Here is a 15,748-nt window from a genome sequence, read left to right on the forward strand (position 1 = left end):
GCAAAGAAAGGTATTCCGATGCCCCATAACGCCTATATTCTCAATGCCGTACGCAGCCCGCGTGGAAAAGGAAAAAAAGATCAGGGAGCGCTTTCAGGTTTGCACCCCCAGGAACTCTTGGCCCAAACTCTGAAGCATCTCGCCAGCAGCAGCCAACTCAATCCCAAACACGTCGACGATCTGATTGTGGGCTGCGTTTCGCAAGTGGGCGAACAAGGCGCCAATCTGGCGCGCAATGCCCTGCTCTCGGCGGATTGGCCCCAAGAGATTTCAGCGGTCACCCTCAATCGTTTTTGTGGCTCAGGTTTGCAAGCTGTGAATTTTGCCGCCATGGGCATTATGTCGGGTATGCAGGAGGTTGTAATTGGAGGCGGTGTCGAAAGTATGTCTCGGGTGCCGCTGGGGGCTGATGGAGGTGGTATTGATGGCAACCATTTGCGTCTGCGCCTGAAAACACCGCAAGTGCCTCAGGGCATCAGTGCTGATTTAATCGCCAAACTCTATGGTTTCAACCGTCAAGACTTGGATCAGTTTGCACTGGAATCCCAGCAGAAAGCAACCAAAGCCCTTGAATCCGGAGTCTTTGAGCGCAGCCTGTTTGCGGTTCAAGATCCTGAAACAGGAGCGATTTTGCTTGAGCGAGATGAATATCCCCGCCCCGATACCCAGCTGGAAGGTCTGGCCAGCTTAAAACCCGCCTTTGAAAAAATGGGAGCAATGGCTGTCGGCCCCCAAGGCGAAACCCTGGATCATATTGCCCTGCTGAAATACCCACAGGCGGGAACCATTCCACACGTGCATACCGCCGGTAATTCAAGCGGAATTGTCGATGGAGCAGCTGCTGTTTTATTGGTATCAGACCGCTATCTTCAACAAAATGGATGCAAACCCCGTGCCAAAATCCGGGCCATGGCCACCCACGGCAGTGAACCGCTGATTATGCTCACCGGCCCGGCTGAGGTCTCTCAAAAAGCACTCAAGCAGGCAGGCATGTCGGTCGCAGATATTGATCTCTGGGAAATCAACGAGGCATTCGCAGTGGTGCCCTTACAAACCATGCAAGCTTTGAATCTTAGCCCCGAAAAAGTGAATATTTGGGGCGGCGCCATTGCCCTGGGGCACCCCTTGGGGGCCACAGGCGCCATCCTTCTGGGCACAGTTTTAGACGCCCTTGAAGCCAAGGGGCTGGGCACTGCATTGATTACCCTCTGCATCGGGGGCGGGCAATCAATTGCCACGATCATTGAGCGGATCTAAATTAAAAATCAAATTTAAATTTATTGATGGCTAAAATTCAAATTAAGTTTAGGTAATCTACCGCAAGCTCCCGCCTCGATCAGGGCATAAGTATTTCAGAGAGAGTCTTTTTGTAGAGAGAGTGAAACAAATATGAAACGTATTCAAGGCATCCAGCGTATCCTGACCGGTTTGATCGCCAGCAGTCTTTTAACTGCCTGCGGCGGTTACAGCAATCCAATTACCAGTGCTCAGTATGTTCCCGTACAGCAGGCACCGGCTCCAACCGTCACCCGTTCAGCCGTGCTTCCCAGAGTCATTCTCGACAATAAACAACCCACCCTGCCTGAAGGCAAAAGTGCAACCGATATCCGTTTCGATATGGCTTTTGAAGCCCCCAAAGATACCACCATTCCACTTGCGACTCCCTCTGCCTCTCCTTCTCCTGCGGCCACTGGTACTGCCGCTGCAACGGCTGCTCCCAAACCCACCAAGCCCGCCGCCAATGAAATGGGCGTGCCGATTGGCACCACCAAAAAATTCAGTGTTGAAATTACCTTGGATGACGGTCAGCTCCTGAGCAATTTCACCAATCTCAATTGGACCTCTACCAATCGCGACGTGGGCACGATCTCAAGCGCAGGCATTTTCACCCCCGTCCGTGAAGGAACCACCCAAGTCATCGCTTCGATTGGGGGCGTCGCCGCCACCATGGTCGTCAAAGTTACCCCTGGCAATTTCATCTGGCAACAGATGGCCTCTCCCACCCAAGCCAATCTCTATGGGGTCAAACTGGTCAATGATGCCGAAGCCTGGGCCGTAGGCGCAGGTGGCACCGTGCTGCATTTTCTGCAGGGCACCTGGTATAACCTGACCCAACAGCTGACCCCCATGACCAATGGTGCCAATATCTACAGCATCGATATGATCAGCAATTATGAAGGCTGGGCCGTCGGTGACAATCTGATTCTGCACTATATCAGCGGCCGTTGGGAACGTGTTCCTGTTCCCGTCAATGGCACCTTTAAATCGATTGATATGCTCGCCCCTGGTATCGGCTGGATTGCCGGTGAAAGTGGTGGCAGTGCCGTGGTCCTGCGTCTGGCGGGCCCCATGGGCTGGCAGCCCGTGGCCTCTGGCATTGAAAAACCCCTGAATACCATCAGTGTAGTTGGCCCCAACAATGTTTGGGTCGGCGGAGATTCTGGCAATCTTGAGCGCCCCACCATCTACCGTTTCAATGGCACCACCTGGGTCAAGGATCGTTTTACCAATAATTTGATTGACTGGAAACGCCCCACCGGCCGTTACAGCATTCGCGGCATCAAAATGGCCAATTCTTCTGTGGGCTGGGCCGTGGGTGAATATGATCCCGTCCTGAGCAGCTTAACCGGCAAACGGGGCGCGATCTTCAAATACGACGCCATCAACGATATCTGGGCTGAAGTTCCCATGGCTGATGGCATTGACAAGCGTTTTGAGCAGGTCACCTTCAATGCCGTGGGCATGCTGAGCCCTACTGATGGTTGGGTTTTGGGCGCCACCATTACGGCAGCGCTCGACCTCTCCGCCAATAACCAGATCAATGGCAACCTGATGAGAACCGATGGTTCTACTCTGGCTCCCAGCCATGATTACAATGTCAAAGCCCTGCCCCAGGCCTTCAATGGTATTGACGTGGTTCAGAATGGCAATGGCATCATCGTGGGTGACAATGGTCTGATTATGCACCACCAATACGACCTGAACTACCGCAATAACCAAGGTAATTTCGGCAATTTCAGTGGCGACTTTGGCTACGGCTATGCCCAGCCCCAAACCGGTGGCAGCCTCTATCCACAGACCAATATGCCCTATCCCCAGACTGGAACCACCTACTAAATCCAGCGATTGAAAAGCCCGCTGAAGAATTGCTTCAGCGGGCTTTTACTTTTTTGCTGATTTTTGGGCTGCTTTGTTCAGGTTTTCAGCCCGTCTGAAACGCACAATGCGCTTGACCAACTCCAAAGGCAGGGGCTGCCCCAAAGGAAACTGAACCGATCCTTTGGCGTGTTGATAGGCCTGAAGCTCACTTTCAAAGGCCGCAATGCCTGCCGCCCCTGGATAAAAGCCGATATGGGCCTTGAAAGCCGCAAAATGCACCAAATTGCCATAGCCTGCTCCTTGTCTGGTTCTCAATTTTAGCCTTAAACGGCTTCTAAAAAAAGTCGGCACTGTGCATCCAGAATCACTTGAAAACGCTGCTTCTGAAGACCCTGTTCTCGGATACGGGCCTCAAGATTGTGTAGCGGCCAGCAGACTTCTAAATCCAACGTGTCATGATCCAGAAACAATCCTGGGCTTTCATTCATCATCTGACCGATGGTAAGCGAAAGCAAATACTCATAAAAAGCATCCCAGTCAGGCCGATCTTGAAAACGCTCGCGTTCAGAAAGCTGGCGCGCTAAAATTTGCTGGCACTTTACTTTCAACTCAAGTAAGCGCGCTCCCTTTTGAGCGGGTCTTTTCTGAACTTCTCCCTCATGTGCTGAATAGACGGCCATCTGATAGGTTTCAACACGCAAAGCTCCCTTTTCATACTGGGCAGTCAAACGAAGTTCATCCAATTCTGATATTTTGGTTTGAAATTGGGCCAGCAGCCAATGAGAGACCGCACGGGGATTGTTAAAATCAAGGCTGGAAACAGGGGTCTGAAAAAGAAGGCTTGAATGATAAAAAGAAAAAACGACCCCAGCGGGAAGCAAAACAAAGAAAAGCAGAAAAATCAAGCGCGGACCTAAAACCCGCCAATCCAAACGTTTCACACCCCAGCGGCTTTGCGCAGACGGTTGGCAATCGCATAGCCCAGACCCAGCGTTTGCTGGGGGCATTCCACCAGCAGATAATCAGCCAAGCCCGCATCCAAAGCCCGCAGGGTGGCAAACAGCGAGCGGGCTGCCTCTGCCCAATCGCCGGTTTCACTGAGGGTCTGCACTTCACAGCCCAATTGCGCAGAAAGGGCTTGGGCAGAGCCGCTGAGCAATAAAAGCGCAGGGTTGCCGGTTTGAGGCTGGGGCAAAGGCTGATGGGGGGCCCAGCCAGACGGCAGCAGAAAAAGCGGTTTGCGCGGCGCATAGTGATTTTTCAGCATGCCAGGGGCCAGCACTTCTGCCGGATGAGGTGGATTGAGCTGCAGCGCGCGCCCCACAACAGCCTCCAGTTCAGCAGCCGAAACGCCCCCCGGTCGCAGCAAGAGGGGTTCATGGGCTTCATTCCAGCCCAAAACCGTCGATTCCAGCCCCACGGCACAGGGACCGCCCTCAAGAATCAGGGGAATCCGTCCCGACAGTTCAGCCGCCACATCCTGGGCCGAAGTCGGGCTGATGCGGCCAAAACGGTTGGCACTGGGGGCTGCCAAAGGGGCCTTTGCAGCCTGGATCAGGGCCTGGGCCACCGGGTGGGCAGGCACCCGCAAGGCAATCGTTTCAAGCCCCGAAGTGGCCAAATCCGAGACCTTGGGCTGTTTGGGCACAACCAGGGTCAAAGGGCCGGGCCAGAAGGCCTGCATCAGTTGCTCGACTTCGCGGCGCCAAAGCGGACTCATGGCTGAAAAATTTACCAACTGAGCCAAAAATTCAGAATCTTTGGCCATTTCAGGGCTGAGATGCACAATCAAAGGGTCAAAACGCGGGCGTTCCTTGCAGGCAAAGATGCGCATCAGGCCGGCTTCACTCCAGAGCGAACCCGCCAGACCATAGACCGTTTCGGTGGGCATGGCCACCACTTCTCCCTGCTGGAGCAAGTGGGCTGCCCGTGCCAAAACCTCTGGCTCAGGCAAAAGCAGCTCAGTCTGCATGGGGGTTTCCTTGCAAAAGGTCCAAAGCCAAGGCCTCCGCCACGCGAATGCCATCGACCGCCGCTGAAAGAATCCCTCCAGCGTAGCCCGCCCCTTCCCCCGTGGGGTAAAGCCCTTTGACATTCAGGCTTTGCAGACTTTCTTGCTCACGTTTGATCCGAATCGGAGAAGAGGTGCGGGTTTCAACCCCTGTCAGCACGGCATCGGGTTTATCAAAGCCCTCGATTTGCTGCGCAAAAACAGGCAGGGCCTCGCGAATGGCCTCAATCGCGAAATCAGGCAAGGCTTTGCTCAAATCGGTCAAATGCACGCCTGGGGTATAGGAGGGAATCACCTGCCCAAACTCAGTAGAGGGCTGGTTTGCCAGAAAATCCCCCACCAATTGCCCCGGTGCCTGGTAATTGCTGCCGCCCAGTTCATAGGCCAGCGATTCCAATCTGCGCTGCAATTCAATTCCCGCCAAGGGGTGGCCCGGATAATCGGTTTCGGGGTTGATGCCCACCACAATCCCGCTGTTGGCATTGCGTTCCTTGCGTGAATACTGGCTCATGCCATTGGTGACCACCCTGCCGGGCTCAGAGGTGGCGGCCACCACCGTGCCCCCTGGGCACATGCAGAAACTGTAAACCGAACGCCCATTGCTGGCATGGTGTACCAGTTTATAATCAGCGGCTCCCAAGAGGGGATGCCCAGCCAGGGGGCCATAGCGGCTGCGATCGATGATCGATTGCGGATGTTCTATCCGAAAACCAATCGAGAAGGGCTTGGGTTCAATATAGACCCCCCGCTTGAAGAGCATTTCAAAGGTATCCCGGGCACTGTGCCCCACGGCCAGAATCAGGTGCCGCACAGGAATCTGCTCGCCATTGGCCAGCACCAGCCCCTCCAGCTGACCGTTTTCAATCAGCAGATCATCTACCCGGCTTTCGAAGCGAATTTCACCGCCCAAGGCGAGAATTTCAGCCCGGATTTTTTCGACCATGCTCACCAGCCGGAAGGTGCCAATATGGGGCTTGGAGACATAGAGAATTTCTTCAGGTGCTCCCGCTTTGACAAACTCTTCAAGCACCTTGCGCCCATAGTGTTTGGGGTCTTGAATCCGGCTGTAGAGCTTGCCATCGGAAAAAGTACCGGCTCCGCCCTCACCAAACTGCACGTTCGACTCAGGGTGCAGTTTGCTTTTGCGCCAAAGCCCAAAGGTGTCTTTGGTACGCTCACGCACGGTTTTGCCCCGTTCCAGAATCAGGGGGCGAAAGCCCATCTGGGCCAAGACCAAACCCGCCAGCAGGCCCGCAGGCCCAAACCCCACCACCACCGGGCGTTCGCTCAGGTTTTCAGGGGCTTTGGCAACAAAACGGTAACGGGTATCTGGGGTCGGGCCTATCCGGCGGTCTTTTTTAAAGCGTTTGAGCAGTTTTTGCTCCTGACGCACCCCCAGATCCAGGGTATAAATAAATTTGATCGCTTCGGGCTTGCGGGCATCGACCCCGCGCCGGAAAATTTTGATTTCGAGCAAATCTGAATCCTGAATCTCCAGGCGTTGGAGCAGGGCTTCACGCAATTCTGCCTCGCTGTGTTCCAGTGGCAGTTTAAATTCTGTCAGACGTATCATCGGTTTAACCTTCAAACAGGCTGAGCTGCACCACATCGGGCTCAGGTGCATCGGCCCGCGCTTTTTTCATCAGCCCGGACTGAATCCGGCTGCGTTTTTCAATATCCTGGAGCAGGCCCTTGGCGCGCTCCAGCACAGGGGCTGGCAGACCCGCCAGACGGGCGACTTCAATCCCATAGCTGCGATCGGCCCCCCCAGGAACCACCTTGTGCAGAAAAACAATCCCATCGGCGTTTTCCTGAACCGAAACCTGAAAGTTTTTCACCCCGGGCACATTCTCTGCCAGGCGGTTGAGTTCATGGTAGTGGGTCGCAAAGACGGTACGTGAACGCAACTCACGGGCAATATATTCACTGACCGCCCAGGCAATACTCACCCCATCAAAGGTACTTGTGCCCCGCCCAATCTCATCGAGCAAGACCAGGCTGCGTGGCGTGGCATGGTGCAGAATATTCGAGGTTTCAACCATTTCCACCATAAAGGTACTCTGGCCGGTTGCGATATCGTCCACAGCGCCCACACGGGTAAAAATCCGGTCGCAGATCCCAATTTCAGCCTGGGCAGCCGGCACAAAAGAGCCCATCTGCGCCATCAGTACAATCAGCCCCGTCTGGCGCATAAAACTCGATTTGCCCGACATATTCGGGCCCGTTAAAATAATCAGGCGTTGATCCTGAATATCCAGATAGGCGTCATTGGGCACAAACTGCCCAGCGGGCAGGGTCTTTTCAATCACGGGGTGACGCCCCCCCTGAATCAAGAGCAGGGCTTCAGGGCGCAGACGTGGGCGGGTATAGTGCTCTTGCACGGCCACTTCGGCCAAAGCAGCCAGTACATCCAGACTGGCCGTCGCCGAAGCAAGGATTTGCAGCATGCTCAGATGCTCAGCCACCTCAGTACGCAGGGCGAGATAAAGTTCATATTCCAGGTGTTTGACCTGCTCATCGGCATTCAGAATCGCCGCTTCTTTTTCTTTCAGGGCAGGGGTGATAAAGCGCTCGGCATTGGTCAGGGTCTGTTTGCGCAGATAATCGTCGGGCACGGCATCCTTATTGGAATGGGTGATTTCAATAAAATAGCCAAAGGTTTTGCTATAGCCCACCTTGAGTGATTTGATGCCAGTGCGTTCACGTTCCTGCTGCTCCAGCTCATTGATCCAGCTTTTGCCGCCCCGCATCAGCTGGCGCAGTTCATCCAGTTCAGGCTGAATGCCATCGCGAAAAATGCCGCCTTCCTGAATCTTGACCGAGGGAGCTTCCTGCAGACAGGCCAAAACCTTTTCAGCCATTTCGAGCACTTCCACAGGCACCTGGCGCAGGGGTTGAAACAACGAAGAATGCAGGCTCTCCAGGCATTGCGAAAGCCGGGGCAGACGCAGCAGGCCTTCCGCCAGCGAGCGCAACTCACGGGGATTCGCCGCTTGGGTCGCCACCCGTGCTGATAGGCGCTCCAAATCGCGAATGCCATCCAATTGTTCGCGCAGGTCAAAGCGCAGATTGCCCGCTTCAGTCAGTTCCTGCACGGCATCGAGACGGGCCTCAATCGCAGGAATATCCAAGAGGGGATGGTTGAGCCAATCGCGCAAGAGACGCCCTCCCATCGCTGTTCGGGTTTGATCCAACACCCAGAGCAGAGAGCCTTCAAAGCTGTTTTCGCGGTAGGTTTGGGTCAGTTCAAGATTGCGGCGGGTACTGCGATCGAGCACCAAAAACTGACTGAGCAGATAGCTGACAGGGGGCTGAAGCTGTTTCAGGGCACTCATTTGGGTCTGGCTGAGATAATGCAGCACCGCACCGGCAGCAGCCACCGCCTGGGGCATGTCCTGACAGCCATAGCTCTCCAGGGACTGAATGCCAAAATGATGTTTGATCCGATCTTCAGCGGTACGGGGGTCAAAGATCAGACGGGATTCCCAGGTCACGCCCTGGGGGTCGGGAATCATACCAGCCCACTCACTGTCTTCAATTCGGGCTTCTCCCCAGGGCTGATCACTGGGCAGCAGGGTTTCGGCCAACTCCAGACCCGCCAACTCACGGGTCAGCAAATCGGCTGCATTTTCACCTGAAATCTGGGTCAGGCGAAATTCACCCGTCGAAATATCGGTATAGGCCAAGCCATAGCTGCCCTTGTGACGGCAAACAGCCCCCAGATAATTATTGCGCTTCTCCTGCAGCATGGCCCCTTCGAGCAGGGTTCCTGGCGTAATCACACGAATCACTTCGCGTTTGACCAGTTTGCCAGGGCGGGGGGCTTCCATCTGCTCACAGATCGCTACCTTATAGCCCTTGCCAATCAAACGGGGCAGATAGGCTTCCAGGGCATGAAAAGGAATGCCCGCCATATCGATTTTCTTGCCCTGCCCGCCTTCACGGGCAGTCAGGGTAATTTCCAATTCACGGGCTGCGATTTGCGCATCTTCAAAAAAGGTTTCGTAAAAATCTCCCATGCGATAGAGCAAAAGCGTATGTGGATACTGACGTTTGACCTCCAGAAACTGCTGCATCATGGGGGTATAATCCTGGGGATCCAGTTCAGAATAGTTGAGCTTTTGCGTCATGGTTTGGGACTAACCTTTTTCAAATTCACTTTTTCGTTCCAGAATAGCGCGTTGAGCGGCATGGACCTTTTCTGGGCTGAGCGCTTGCTGGGGAATTTTAAGCGCCTTGCCCTGCCGGGCCACCATCTCACCATCCACCAGGGTCCAGGCCACTTGGGCCGGTTGAGTGGCATAGACCAACGCTGAGGCCACCTGTTCCAGGGTTGGTAGTTCACCCACTGAAACCGGCATCAGATTCGCTGCCTGCCAAAGATCCACGGCAAAGAGATCGGCTTTTTTACCGGTTTCAAGTGAACCAATCTGGTCAAACCAGTTCAAAGCCTTGGCTCCGTGGATGGTCGCCATATCCAGAACCAGCGAAGCCGGCATACTGCGCGGGCCATTGGCAGGTTTGTGAATCAAAGCTCCCAGGCGCATTTCCTGAAACATGTTTAAACCATTATTGCAGGGCGCGCCATCTGCCGCCAAGCCGATATTGATTCCTTCTGCCAGCATTTGGGGCACCTTGGCCAAACCTGAAGCCAGCTTTAAATTCGAACTGGGACAATGGGCAATATGTGTCCCTGTTTCACGAATCAGAGCGGTTTCAGTCTCTGAAAGCCAAATACAGTGAGCCAGAACCAGGCGTTCCGACATCAGGCCGATATGGTGAAGATAGGCGGCATTGTCCATGCCCACCAAATCGCGTACCAACTCGACTTCTTTGCGGTTTTCGCTGGAATGGGTATGAATCAGGGCCCCTTGGGCTTCTGCCATCTGTGCCACTTGCCTGAGCAGAGGCTCGGTACACGAAACCACAAAACGCGGGGCATAGGAAATGCGAATTCGGTCATTGCAGGCCCCATTCCATTCCTGATAGAGACTTTGGGCCTCTGCCAAAGCGCTTTCTGTACTTTCGCAGAGATAGGGCGGACAGGTTTGGGGATGATCCATCAGACACTTGCCCAAACTGGCACGCAGCCCAGCATCGGCCACAGCCTGGCAAATGGCTTCCGTATGCCGCAGGGTGCCCATATCCAAAATACAGGTCGTTCCCGAAGCCAGCAGTTCTTGAATTCCCAATTGGGCACTGAGGGTCAGGGTGTCAGGGCTATGGGCTGCTTCAAAGGGCCAGATCCGGTCAGAGAGCCAGTCCAAAAGTTCAAGATCATCGGCCATATTGCGAAAAAGCGTCTGGCAGAGATGAATATGGGGTTGAATAAAGCCTGGTAAAATGGCAAGACCTGTCGCATCCAGCACCTCAACCCCTGCAGGGGGAGACTGATCAGAGCTGATGATCTGACCAATCCGATCGTCGAGGATCTGTAAATGACCGTGCAGAATTTCACGGTTTTGATTCTGGGTCACAATCAGGGCATTGCAGATCCAGGTTTCACGTTTTTTGCTCATGGATTTCCTTTATAAAAGAGTGATCACCAAATCTTATATTAACATTCAACTGGGCTTAACCAAAGCATAAGATTTAAAACGTCACTTTTATGATTAAATAATCGATAAGAAGATTAAGGTAACTTGAAAACAAAGAAAAGGATTGCTAAATGGCTATAAGCGCAACCTCGCTCTATAACCCCTATAATATGAGCTTTCCCGGCACTGTCCTGGCAGGTGGCGTCTCCACGGCTTCTTCGCCCCAGCTCCAGCCCAATATGGTCATGGATGGCGTTGAAATTGGGATTAAATCTCTGTTGGTAGGCCGCATGGCTTCAAAAACCGCAATCCAACAATTGGAATTCCGTACGATTCAAAACAATGAAGCGACCACAGCTGGCGTCATGGGCAGTACCATGATGCGTACCGCAGGCAAAGGCGCTCTGGTGGGCGGGATTGTATCCACTGCCCGCAATGTTTTTCATCTGGCCCAGGGTGAAATCAACGTGGCCCGCGCAGGCGGCAATGTTTCAGCTGATATTCTCGGCGGTGCCGTGGGTGGCCTGGCGGCAGGTGCCGGTGCCGGTCTGGCTGTGGGCATGATGGCCAAATCCTCTGGTTTTACCATGGGCACGATGGGCTTGATTGCAGGCACGATTGGCTTTGCCCTCGCTGATACCCTTTACCACTATACCGGCCTGCGTGAAAAAGTATCCGACAAAGTCACCAGCGTAATCGAACGCTATTTCGATACCCAATCTCAGGGCGGTGGCGTTTAAGCCTCTCAGTCACTGATAGCAAGCCTGTCTCCAAAAGGGGACAGGCTTTAATACTTTTAAGCCCCAAAATCCTGCTCCAGCAAATCAAGCAAAAGCTCTTCATCGCAGGGTTCCACAGCAAACCCTGGAGGTTCCACCTGCTCACCCAAAGCGGGAAACTCGCGCACAAACCGATTTTCAAACCTTTGCATAATCGCAGCCACCGTTTCAGGCAAAACCTGCCGCCCGTCTGGAGCAAAGGCCGCCTGGCGATCGTGCATCACCAGTTCATAGGCCGGAAAATAATCCACCTGGGCAAATTCACGACAGAGGTTTTCAATCGCCACACGCAAAAGCGCCTTGGAATAGCCCGTGGCTTCCAGTACATGTTTGGGCTCGGCCGTCACAGCCAGGGGCACAGGAGAAAGCGTGAGAATCCAGCGCAGCTTGGGGTTGATTTCAGCTAAAAAGGCAACGGAAGCACTTAAACAGGCTTCTATTTCTGCCAGGCTCAGATTGTGAAAGACATAGCGCTCTGAATCAAAGACGCCCCACTGCTTGCCCGGACATTGCGGGTAAACGGCCCCATCTAAACACGAGCGCCAGCACTCGGTCAAACCCAAAGTGAGAATCAAGAGATCAGCCTGGGCAAAGGCTTCGCGTACAGCTGCCAAATGGTGCTCGCGATCCAAACGCATCGCTTCTGGTGAAACAAAGCCCCCCGGTTGAATCCGGGGCCGAAAGGGGTCCACCCACCCCTGACCTGCGGCCCAGCAATCGTCCTGGGGAGAAAACTGCCCCCAGGCCCTTTGTACCAATTGCCAGAACTGAAGTGGGCCATAAACAGGCCCATAGCGGGCTGAATAAACCCCATACTGAAATTTTTGAGCCTGCTCAGGGCGCAACCAGGGCGGGCCTGTTTCAGTCACCAGATAGGCAAAACCTTTTTGCTGTAAATAAGCGGCGATGGAATGGGCAAAACAGCTCCCAGCAGAAACAATCCGGGTTTGAGCGGTAATAAAAGGCGTAAAAACAGGCCCCGCACCAGGCCAGTCAGGCATTGCCTGGGCATCAGCACGGGGCCAGATTTGAGCGGGTAAGGCCTGGTCGTAGGGAAACGCTTCAGCAGCCACCCGTTCAGCCTATTTCAGAAAAAACAGAAACGTAGTCACAATAAACAAAGGCACCAAGACCATACCTGACCAAACCATATAGCCCCCAAAAGAAGGCATTTTGATGCGGGCATGTTCAGCAATCGCCTTGACCATGAAATTGGGGCCATTGCCAATATACGAGAGCGCCCCCATCATGACGGCACCACAGGAGATGGCAGCCAGCAAATGAGGTTGCTGCATCGCCAAATGAGCCAGATTCTCTGAAGAAAGACCTGTTTTTGAAGCCGCCAGAGTCACAAACGTGACATAGGTCGGGGCATTGTCCAAAAATCCGCTTAAACCGCCACTCACCCAATAATACTGCCAAGGCAGGTTGATTGCCATTGAGCCGCCTTTGGCTTCCAAGAGGGTCAGGGCCGGAATCATGGCCCCGAAAATCCCCACAAAGAGGCAGGCCACTTCGAGGATCGGCACAAAGGAGAAACTGTTGGTTTCGTGAATATGTTTGGGGGTCATTTTATACGAAATCAGGGCAATCAAGCCCATGGCCACAATTTGGAAACCCTTTGAACCCAAATCGCCCATTTCATGACCCGCCATCTGGCTCAGCAAAGGAAATACCAAATAACCAGACGCCAAAATCACAGCCACAACTCCCATCAGGAGCCCCAGATTGAATTTCCCTTCAATATACAGCTTTTTCCCCTGAACCAATTCTGTGGCCTGTTGCTTAACGGCTTCGCGGGCTTCTTCGGTTTCACGGGCATGCATGCGGCTGTCGAGAAAATAGAAAATGGTCAAGAGCGCACCAATCACAAAAGCCCACTCCTTGACCAAACCCAGCGTCCAGGCAAAGGGTACGCCGCGCAGAAAGCCCAGATAGAGAGGAGGGTCTCCCAAAGGGGTTAGCAAACCGCCACAATTGGCGACAATAAAAATAAAGAAAATAAAAATATGCGTTTTGTGCTCACGGTGCTGGTTGGCGCGAATCAAAGGACGAATTAACAACATGCTGGCCCCTGTGGTTCCCGTTAAATTCGCCAACACCGCGCCTATTGCCATAAAGGCTGTATTGACCTTGGGCGAACCCGCAAAAGCACCCGAAATATGAATGCCGCCACTGACAATAAACAAAGAAGCCAGCAGGGCAATAAAAGCGACATATTCAACATAGGTATGAAAAATTTTTACCAGATCATGGGTTGGGAAGACATAAAGGCCAATTCCCAAAATGCCACAAATTCCAGCAACCAAGAGCTTATTGCTATTGTGCTCCCACCAATGGCTGAGTTTAGAAGTCAAAGGAAGAATGGCGATCATCAAAAGCAGGGCAACAAATGGGGCTACATTGAAAATAACAGCTCCTGTTCCCATATTCTGCCAATAGCTCAGATCGGTATGATGACCTGTTTCTGTAGTGTGACCGGCGACGGCTGAGACTTCATGCGGGTTTGAATGCGCGCCGCTTTCATGGGTCGTGGCTTCTGCCAACTGGATTTGCATGCTGCGGTGATACTCCGTAAAAATGAGGGATATGTGCTTCAATGAAGGCACAACAGATTAAAGAATCATTATACCAGGGTCCCCCCCAAAGAAAAGACAGAGGTAATGGGGTGTCGTTGCTAAAAAAATACCTTTCACGGCCCGGGCTTGTTCCCCTGTTCTGCATTCTGCTGATGCTCTGTGGATCGTTTGGGATCTTTGCCTTGTCCACGCAATCGGCCTACAACAGTCAGGAAGTCGCTATCCCAGTTGAAGCAAGTAAGCGGCAACTCAGGGGAAGTTTATTGCTCCCCAGCTTAGACAGCGAAAAGCCCCTTCCGGGAGTCGTGCTGGTACATGGTGTGATCGTGAACCGGCAGTATATGTCTTATTTTGCAAAAAGTCTGGCACAAATGGGATTGGCAGTGCTCAGTCTTGATTTAGGCGGTTATGGAGAATCCGACCCCCGCCCAGAATCCGAAGCAGACAATCTGGCCGATGCCCAAGCAGCCATTGCCTGGTTGCGTCAATTTCCGGGAATCGACAATTCCCGTATCGCCTTGGGCGGGCACTCGATGGGAGGAACCACCGTCATTCAAGCCCTGGAAGAAGATCCCAGCCTCAAAGGCGGGGTGGTTTTGGGCATGGCCCCCGAAACAAAGCCCAGCGAAAAACTTCCACTTTGGTTTGGAATTGGGCTCTATGACGCCTTTCACCCGCCCTCACAGATGCGGCAGAAACTCGCCAATGGCACGACACAAACGCTCAACACACGTCTGGTTATTTCAGGGTTTTCAAGCCACCAAACAGAAATGCAGGATCCCTACCTGCTGGCTGAAGCCTCAAACTGGCTGGGAGAACGCCTCAATCTTTCAAACAAATCCGCCACCCACCATGAGTTTTGGCGTGAAATCTGGAGTGAACTCTATTTTTATGGCTGGATAGGACTCTTGCTTACTCTGCTCTGGAAACCCGAGCATGGCTGGGGCGAATTGGTTTTACTCACATTCGGTTTGGGAGCCCTTTTACTCTTGGGACAGTTTCATCTGATCGCCCCGCTGCACAGCGCCAAGCTTTGCCTGCTCATGCTTTTGCTGATCCATCTGCGCAAAACCTTTACGGCAAAAGCACATGCCCATTGGCAGCGCATCGGAATTTTAACGGGGTCATTTTGGTTGAGTTATCAAGCAGTGGCACTGATTGACACCCTGCCTGAATATTATAAAAACCCAGCCCAGGTTTTGGCGATTCCCTTCTTCTTATTTCAGGAACTTCGGGTGCTTCCCCTGACCAGCCTGCAAAGTCTGTTGCCCGTTTTTTTTGAAGCCTATAGCCAAAGCGTGCAACCGGCTGGGCCCTTGGCTGTGATTTTAGCGCTGGAGTGGTTCAAGCCGGGGGTGATATCTCAAGCGGTCTTCATAGCTGAAACTGCACTCTCTGAGCGCTTGCTCAACCCGCAAACAGACAAAAAAAAACCTCCAAAACCCTGGGTATTGGGAGGACTTTTTGCAGGACTGAGCATCCTATTGGGCGCCCTGCTCTGGCAACGGGCTGAAAGTGGTTTTTTACATGCAGGAGCTTTGAAAATGTTGTGGCAGCAAGGGCTTTTCAAATGGCTCCCGACCTGTGTGGGAGGCTTCTTTTTGGCCCGCTGGGGCCTAATGAAGACATGCCCCCGAGACGACTCGAACGTCCGACCCACGATTTAGGAAACCGTTGCTCTATCCACTGAGCTACGGGGGCATGTATTTTATCTTACCGGAGGATGGCTGAAACGGCCATCTA

The 15,748-nt window shown here is 53.3% G+C and carries 12 protein-coding genes and 1 tRNA gene; 4 read left to right on the top strand and 9 right to left on the bottom strand.

The window, feature by feature from the left end; all coding sequences use genetic code 11:
* Positions 1-18: 18 nt before the first annotated feature.
* A complete protein-coding gene (locus COW20_17235; protein ID PIW45988.1) occupies positions 19-1,257 on the top strand; it encodes an acetyl-CoA acetyltransferase in 1,239 nt (412 codons plus the stop codon).
* Positions 1,258-1,389: 132 nt separating this feature from the next.
* On the top strand, positions 1,390-3,117 hold the full coding sequence (locus COW20_17240; GenBank protein PIW45989.1) for a hypothetical protein: 1,728 nt from the start codon (positions 1,390-1,392) through the stop codon (positions 3,115-3,117).
* Positions 3,118-3,162: 45 nt separating this feature from the next.
* Here the strand turns inward: COW20_17240 and COW20_17245 are convergent, their stop codons facing one another.
* The 6 genes from COW20_17245 to COW20_17270 are packed head-to-tail and all read right to left on the bottom strand — an operon-like array spanning position 3,163 to position 10,629.
* The gene (locus COW20_17245) at positions 3,163-3,414 is read right to left on the bottom strand and encodes a hypothetical protein (GenBank protein ID PIW45990.1); all 252 of its coding nucleotides are present in this window, start codon (positions 3,412-3,414) and stop codon (positions 3,163-3,165) included.
* An 8-nt stretch (positions 3,415-3,422) separates the two neighbouring features.
* Positions 3,423-4,040, bottom strand: a complete 618-nt coding sequence (locus tag COW20_17250) for a hypothetical protein (protein PIW45991.1) — start codon at positions 4,038-4,040, stop codon at positions 3,423-3,425.
* Entirely contained in the window at positions 4,037-5,071 is a 1,035-nt protein-coding gene (locus COW20_17255; protein ID PIW45992.1) for a threonylcarbamoyl-AMP synthase, read from the bottom strand. The genes COW20_17250 and COW20_17255 overlap by 4 nt, the downstream gene beginning before the upstream one ends.
* Positions 5,061-6,683 (bottom strand): hypothetical protein, encoded by a 1,623-nt coding sequence (locus COW20_17260; protein ID PIW46229.1) that lies wholly within the window; start codon positions 6,681-6,683, stop codon positions 5,061-5,063. Before COW20_17260 ends, COW20_17255 begins: the two co-directional genes overlap by 11 nt.
* 4 nt (positions 6,684-6,687) lie before the next feature.
* The gene (locus tag COW20_17265) at positions 6,688-9,240 is read right to left on the bottom strand and encodes a DNA mismatch repair protein MutS (protein ID PIW45993.1); all 2,553 of its coding nucleotides are present in this window, start codon (positions 9,238-9,240) and stop codon (positions 6,688-6,690) included.
* A gap of 9 nt (positions 9,241-9,249) precedes the next feature.
* Complete coding sequence (locus tag COW20_17270; GenBank protein PIW45994.1) at positions 9,250-10,629, bottom strand: N-ethylammeline chlorohydrolase; 1,380 nt, start codon at positions 10,627-10,629, stop codon at positions 9,250-9,252.
* Between the two features lie 149 nt (positions 10,630-10,778).
* On the opposite strand from COW20_17270, the gene COW20_17275 reads away from it, so the two are divergent.
* Complete coding sequence (locus tag COW20_17275) at positions 10,779-11,387, top strand: hypothetical protein (GenBank protein PIW45995.1); 609 nt, start codon at positions 10,779-10,781, stop codon at positions 11,385-11,387.
* A 56-nt stretch (positions 11,388-11,443) separates the two neighbouring features.
* Here COW20_17275 and COW20_17280 read toward each other — a convergent pair whose 3' ends face one another.
* Together COW20_17280 and COW20_17285 are read right to left on the bottom strand one after the other, a co-directional pair.
* A complete protein-coding gene (locus tag COW20_17280; GenBank protein ID PIW45996.1) occupies positions 11,444-12,499 on the bottom strand; it encodes a hypothetical protein in 1,056 nt (351 codons plus the stop codon).
* Between the two features lie 9 nt (positions 12,500-12,508).
* Positions 12,509-13,855 (bottom strand): sodium:proton antiporter, encoded by a 1,347-nt coding sequence (locus tag COW20_17285; GenBank protein ID PIW46230.1) that lies wholly within the window; start codon positions 13,853-13,855, stop codon positions 12,509-12,511.
* Between the two features lie 170 nt (positions 13,856-14,025).
* Between COW20_17285 and COW20_17290 the strand changes: the two genes are divergently transcribed.
* Positions 14,026-15,672: a hypothetical protein gene (locus COW20_17290; protein ID PIW46231.1), complete on the top strand. Its 1,647-nt coding sequence runs from the start codon at positions 14,026-14,028 to the stop codon at positions 15,670-15,672.
* Here COW20_17290 and COW20_17295 read toward each other — a convergent pair.
* Positions 15,634-15,706: transfer RNA gene (locus COW20_17295), tRNA-Arg, on the bottom strand. The genes COW20_17290 and COW20_17295 overlap by 39 nt on opposite strands.
* Positions 15,707-15,748 lie beyond the last annotated feature (42 nt).

Source organism: bacterium (Candidatus Blackallbacteria) CG13_big_fil_rev_8_21_14_2_50_49_14 (genome assembly GCA_002783405.1).
Lineage (GTDB): Bacteria > Cyanobacteriota > Sericytochromatia > UBA7694 > UBA7694.

Coding starts and splice junctions, on each gene's coding strand:
- COW20_17235 (PIW45988.1), top strand. CDS start 19: ATGCCCCATAACGCCTATATTCTCAATGCCGTACGCAGCCCGCGTGGA.
- COW20_17240 (PIW45989.1), top strand. CDS start 1,390: ATGAAACGTATTCAAGGCATCCAGCGTATCCTGACCGGTTTGATCGCC.
- COW20_17255 (PIW45992.1), bottom strand. CDS start 5,071: ATGCAGACTGAGCTGCTTTTGCCTGAGCCAGAGGTTTTGGCACGGGCA.
- COW20_17260 (PIW46229.1), bottom strand. CDS start 6,683: ATGATACGTCTGACAGAATTTAAACTGCCACTGGAACACAGCGAGGCA.
- COW20_17265 (PIW45993.1), bottom strand. CDS start 9,240: ATGACGCAAAAGCTCAACTATTCTGAACTGGATCCCCAGGATTATACC.
- COW20_17270 (PIW45994.1), bottom strand. CDS start 10,629: ATGAGCAAAAAACGTGAAACCTGGATCTGCAATGCCCTGATTGTGACC.
- COW20_17275 (PIW45995.1), top strand. CDS start 10,779: ATGGCTATAAGCGCAACCTCGCTCTATAACCCCTATAATATGAGCTTT.
- COW20_17285 (PIW46230.1), bottom strand. CDS start 13,855: ATGGGAACAGGAGCTGTTATTTTCAATGTAGCCCCATTTGTTGCCCTG.
- COW20_17290 (PIW46231.1), top strand. CDS start 14,026: ATGAAGGCACAACAGATTAAAGAATCATTATACCAGGGTCCCCCCCAA.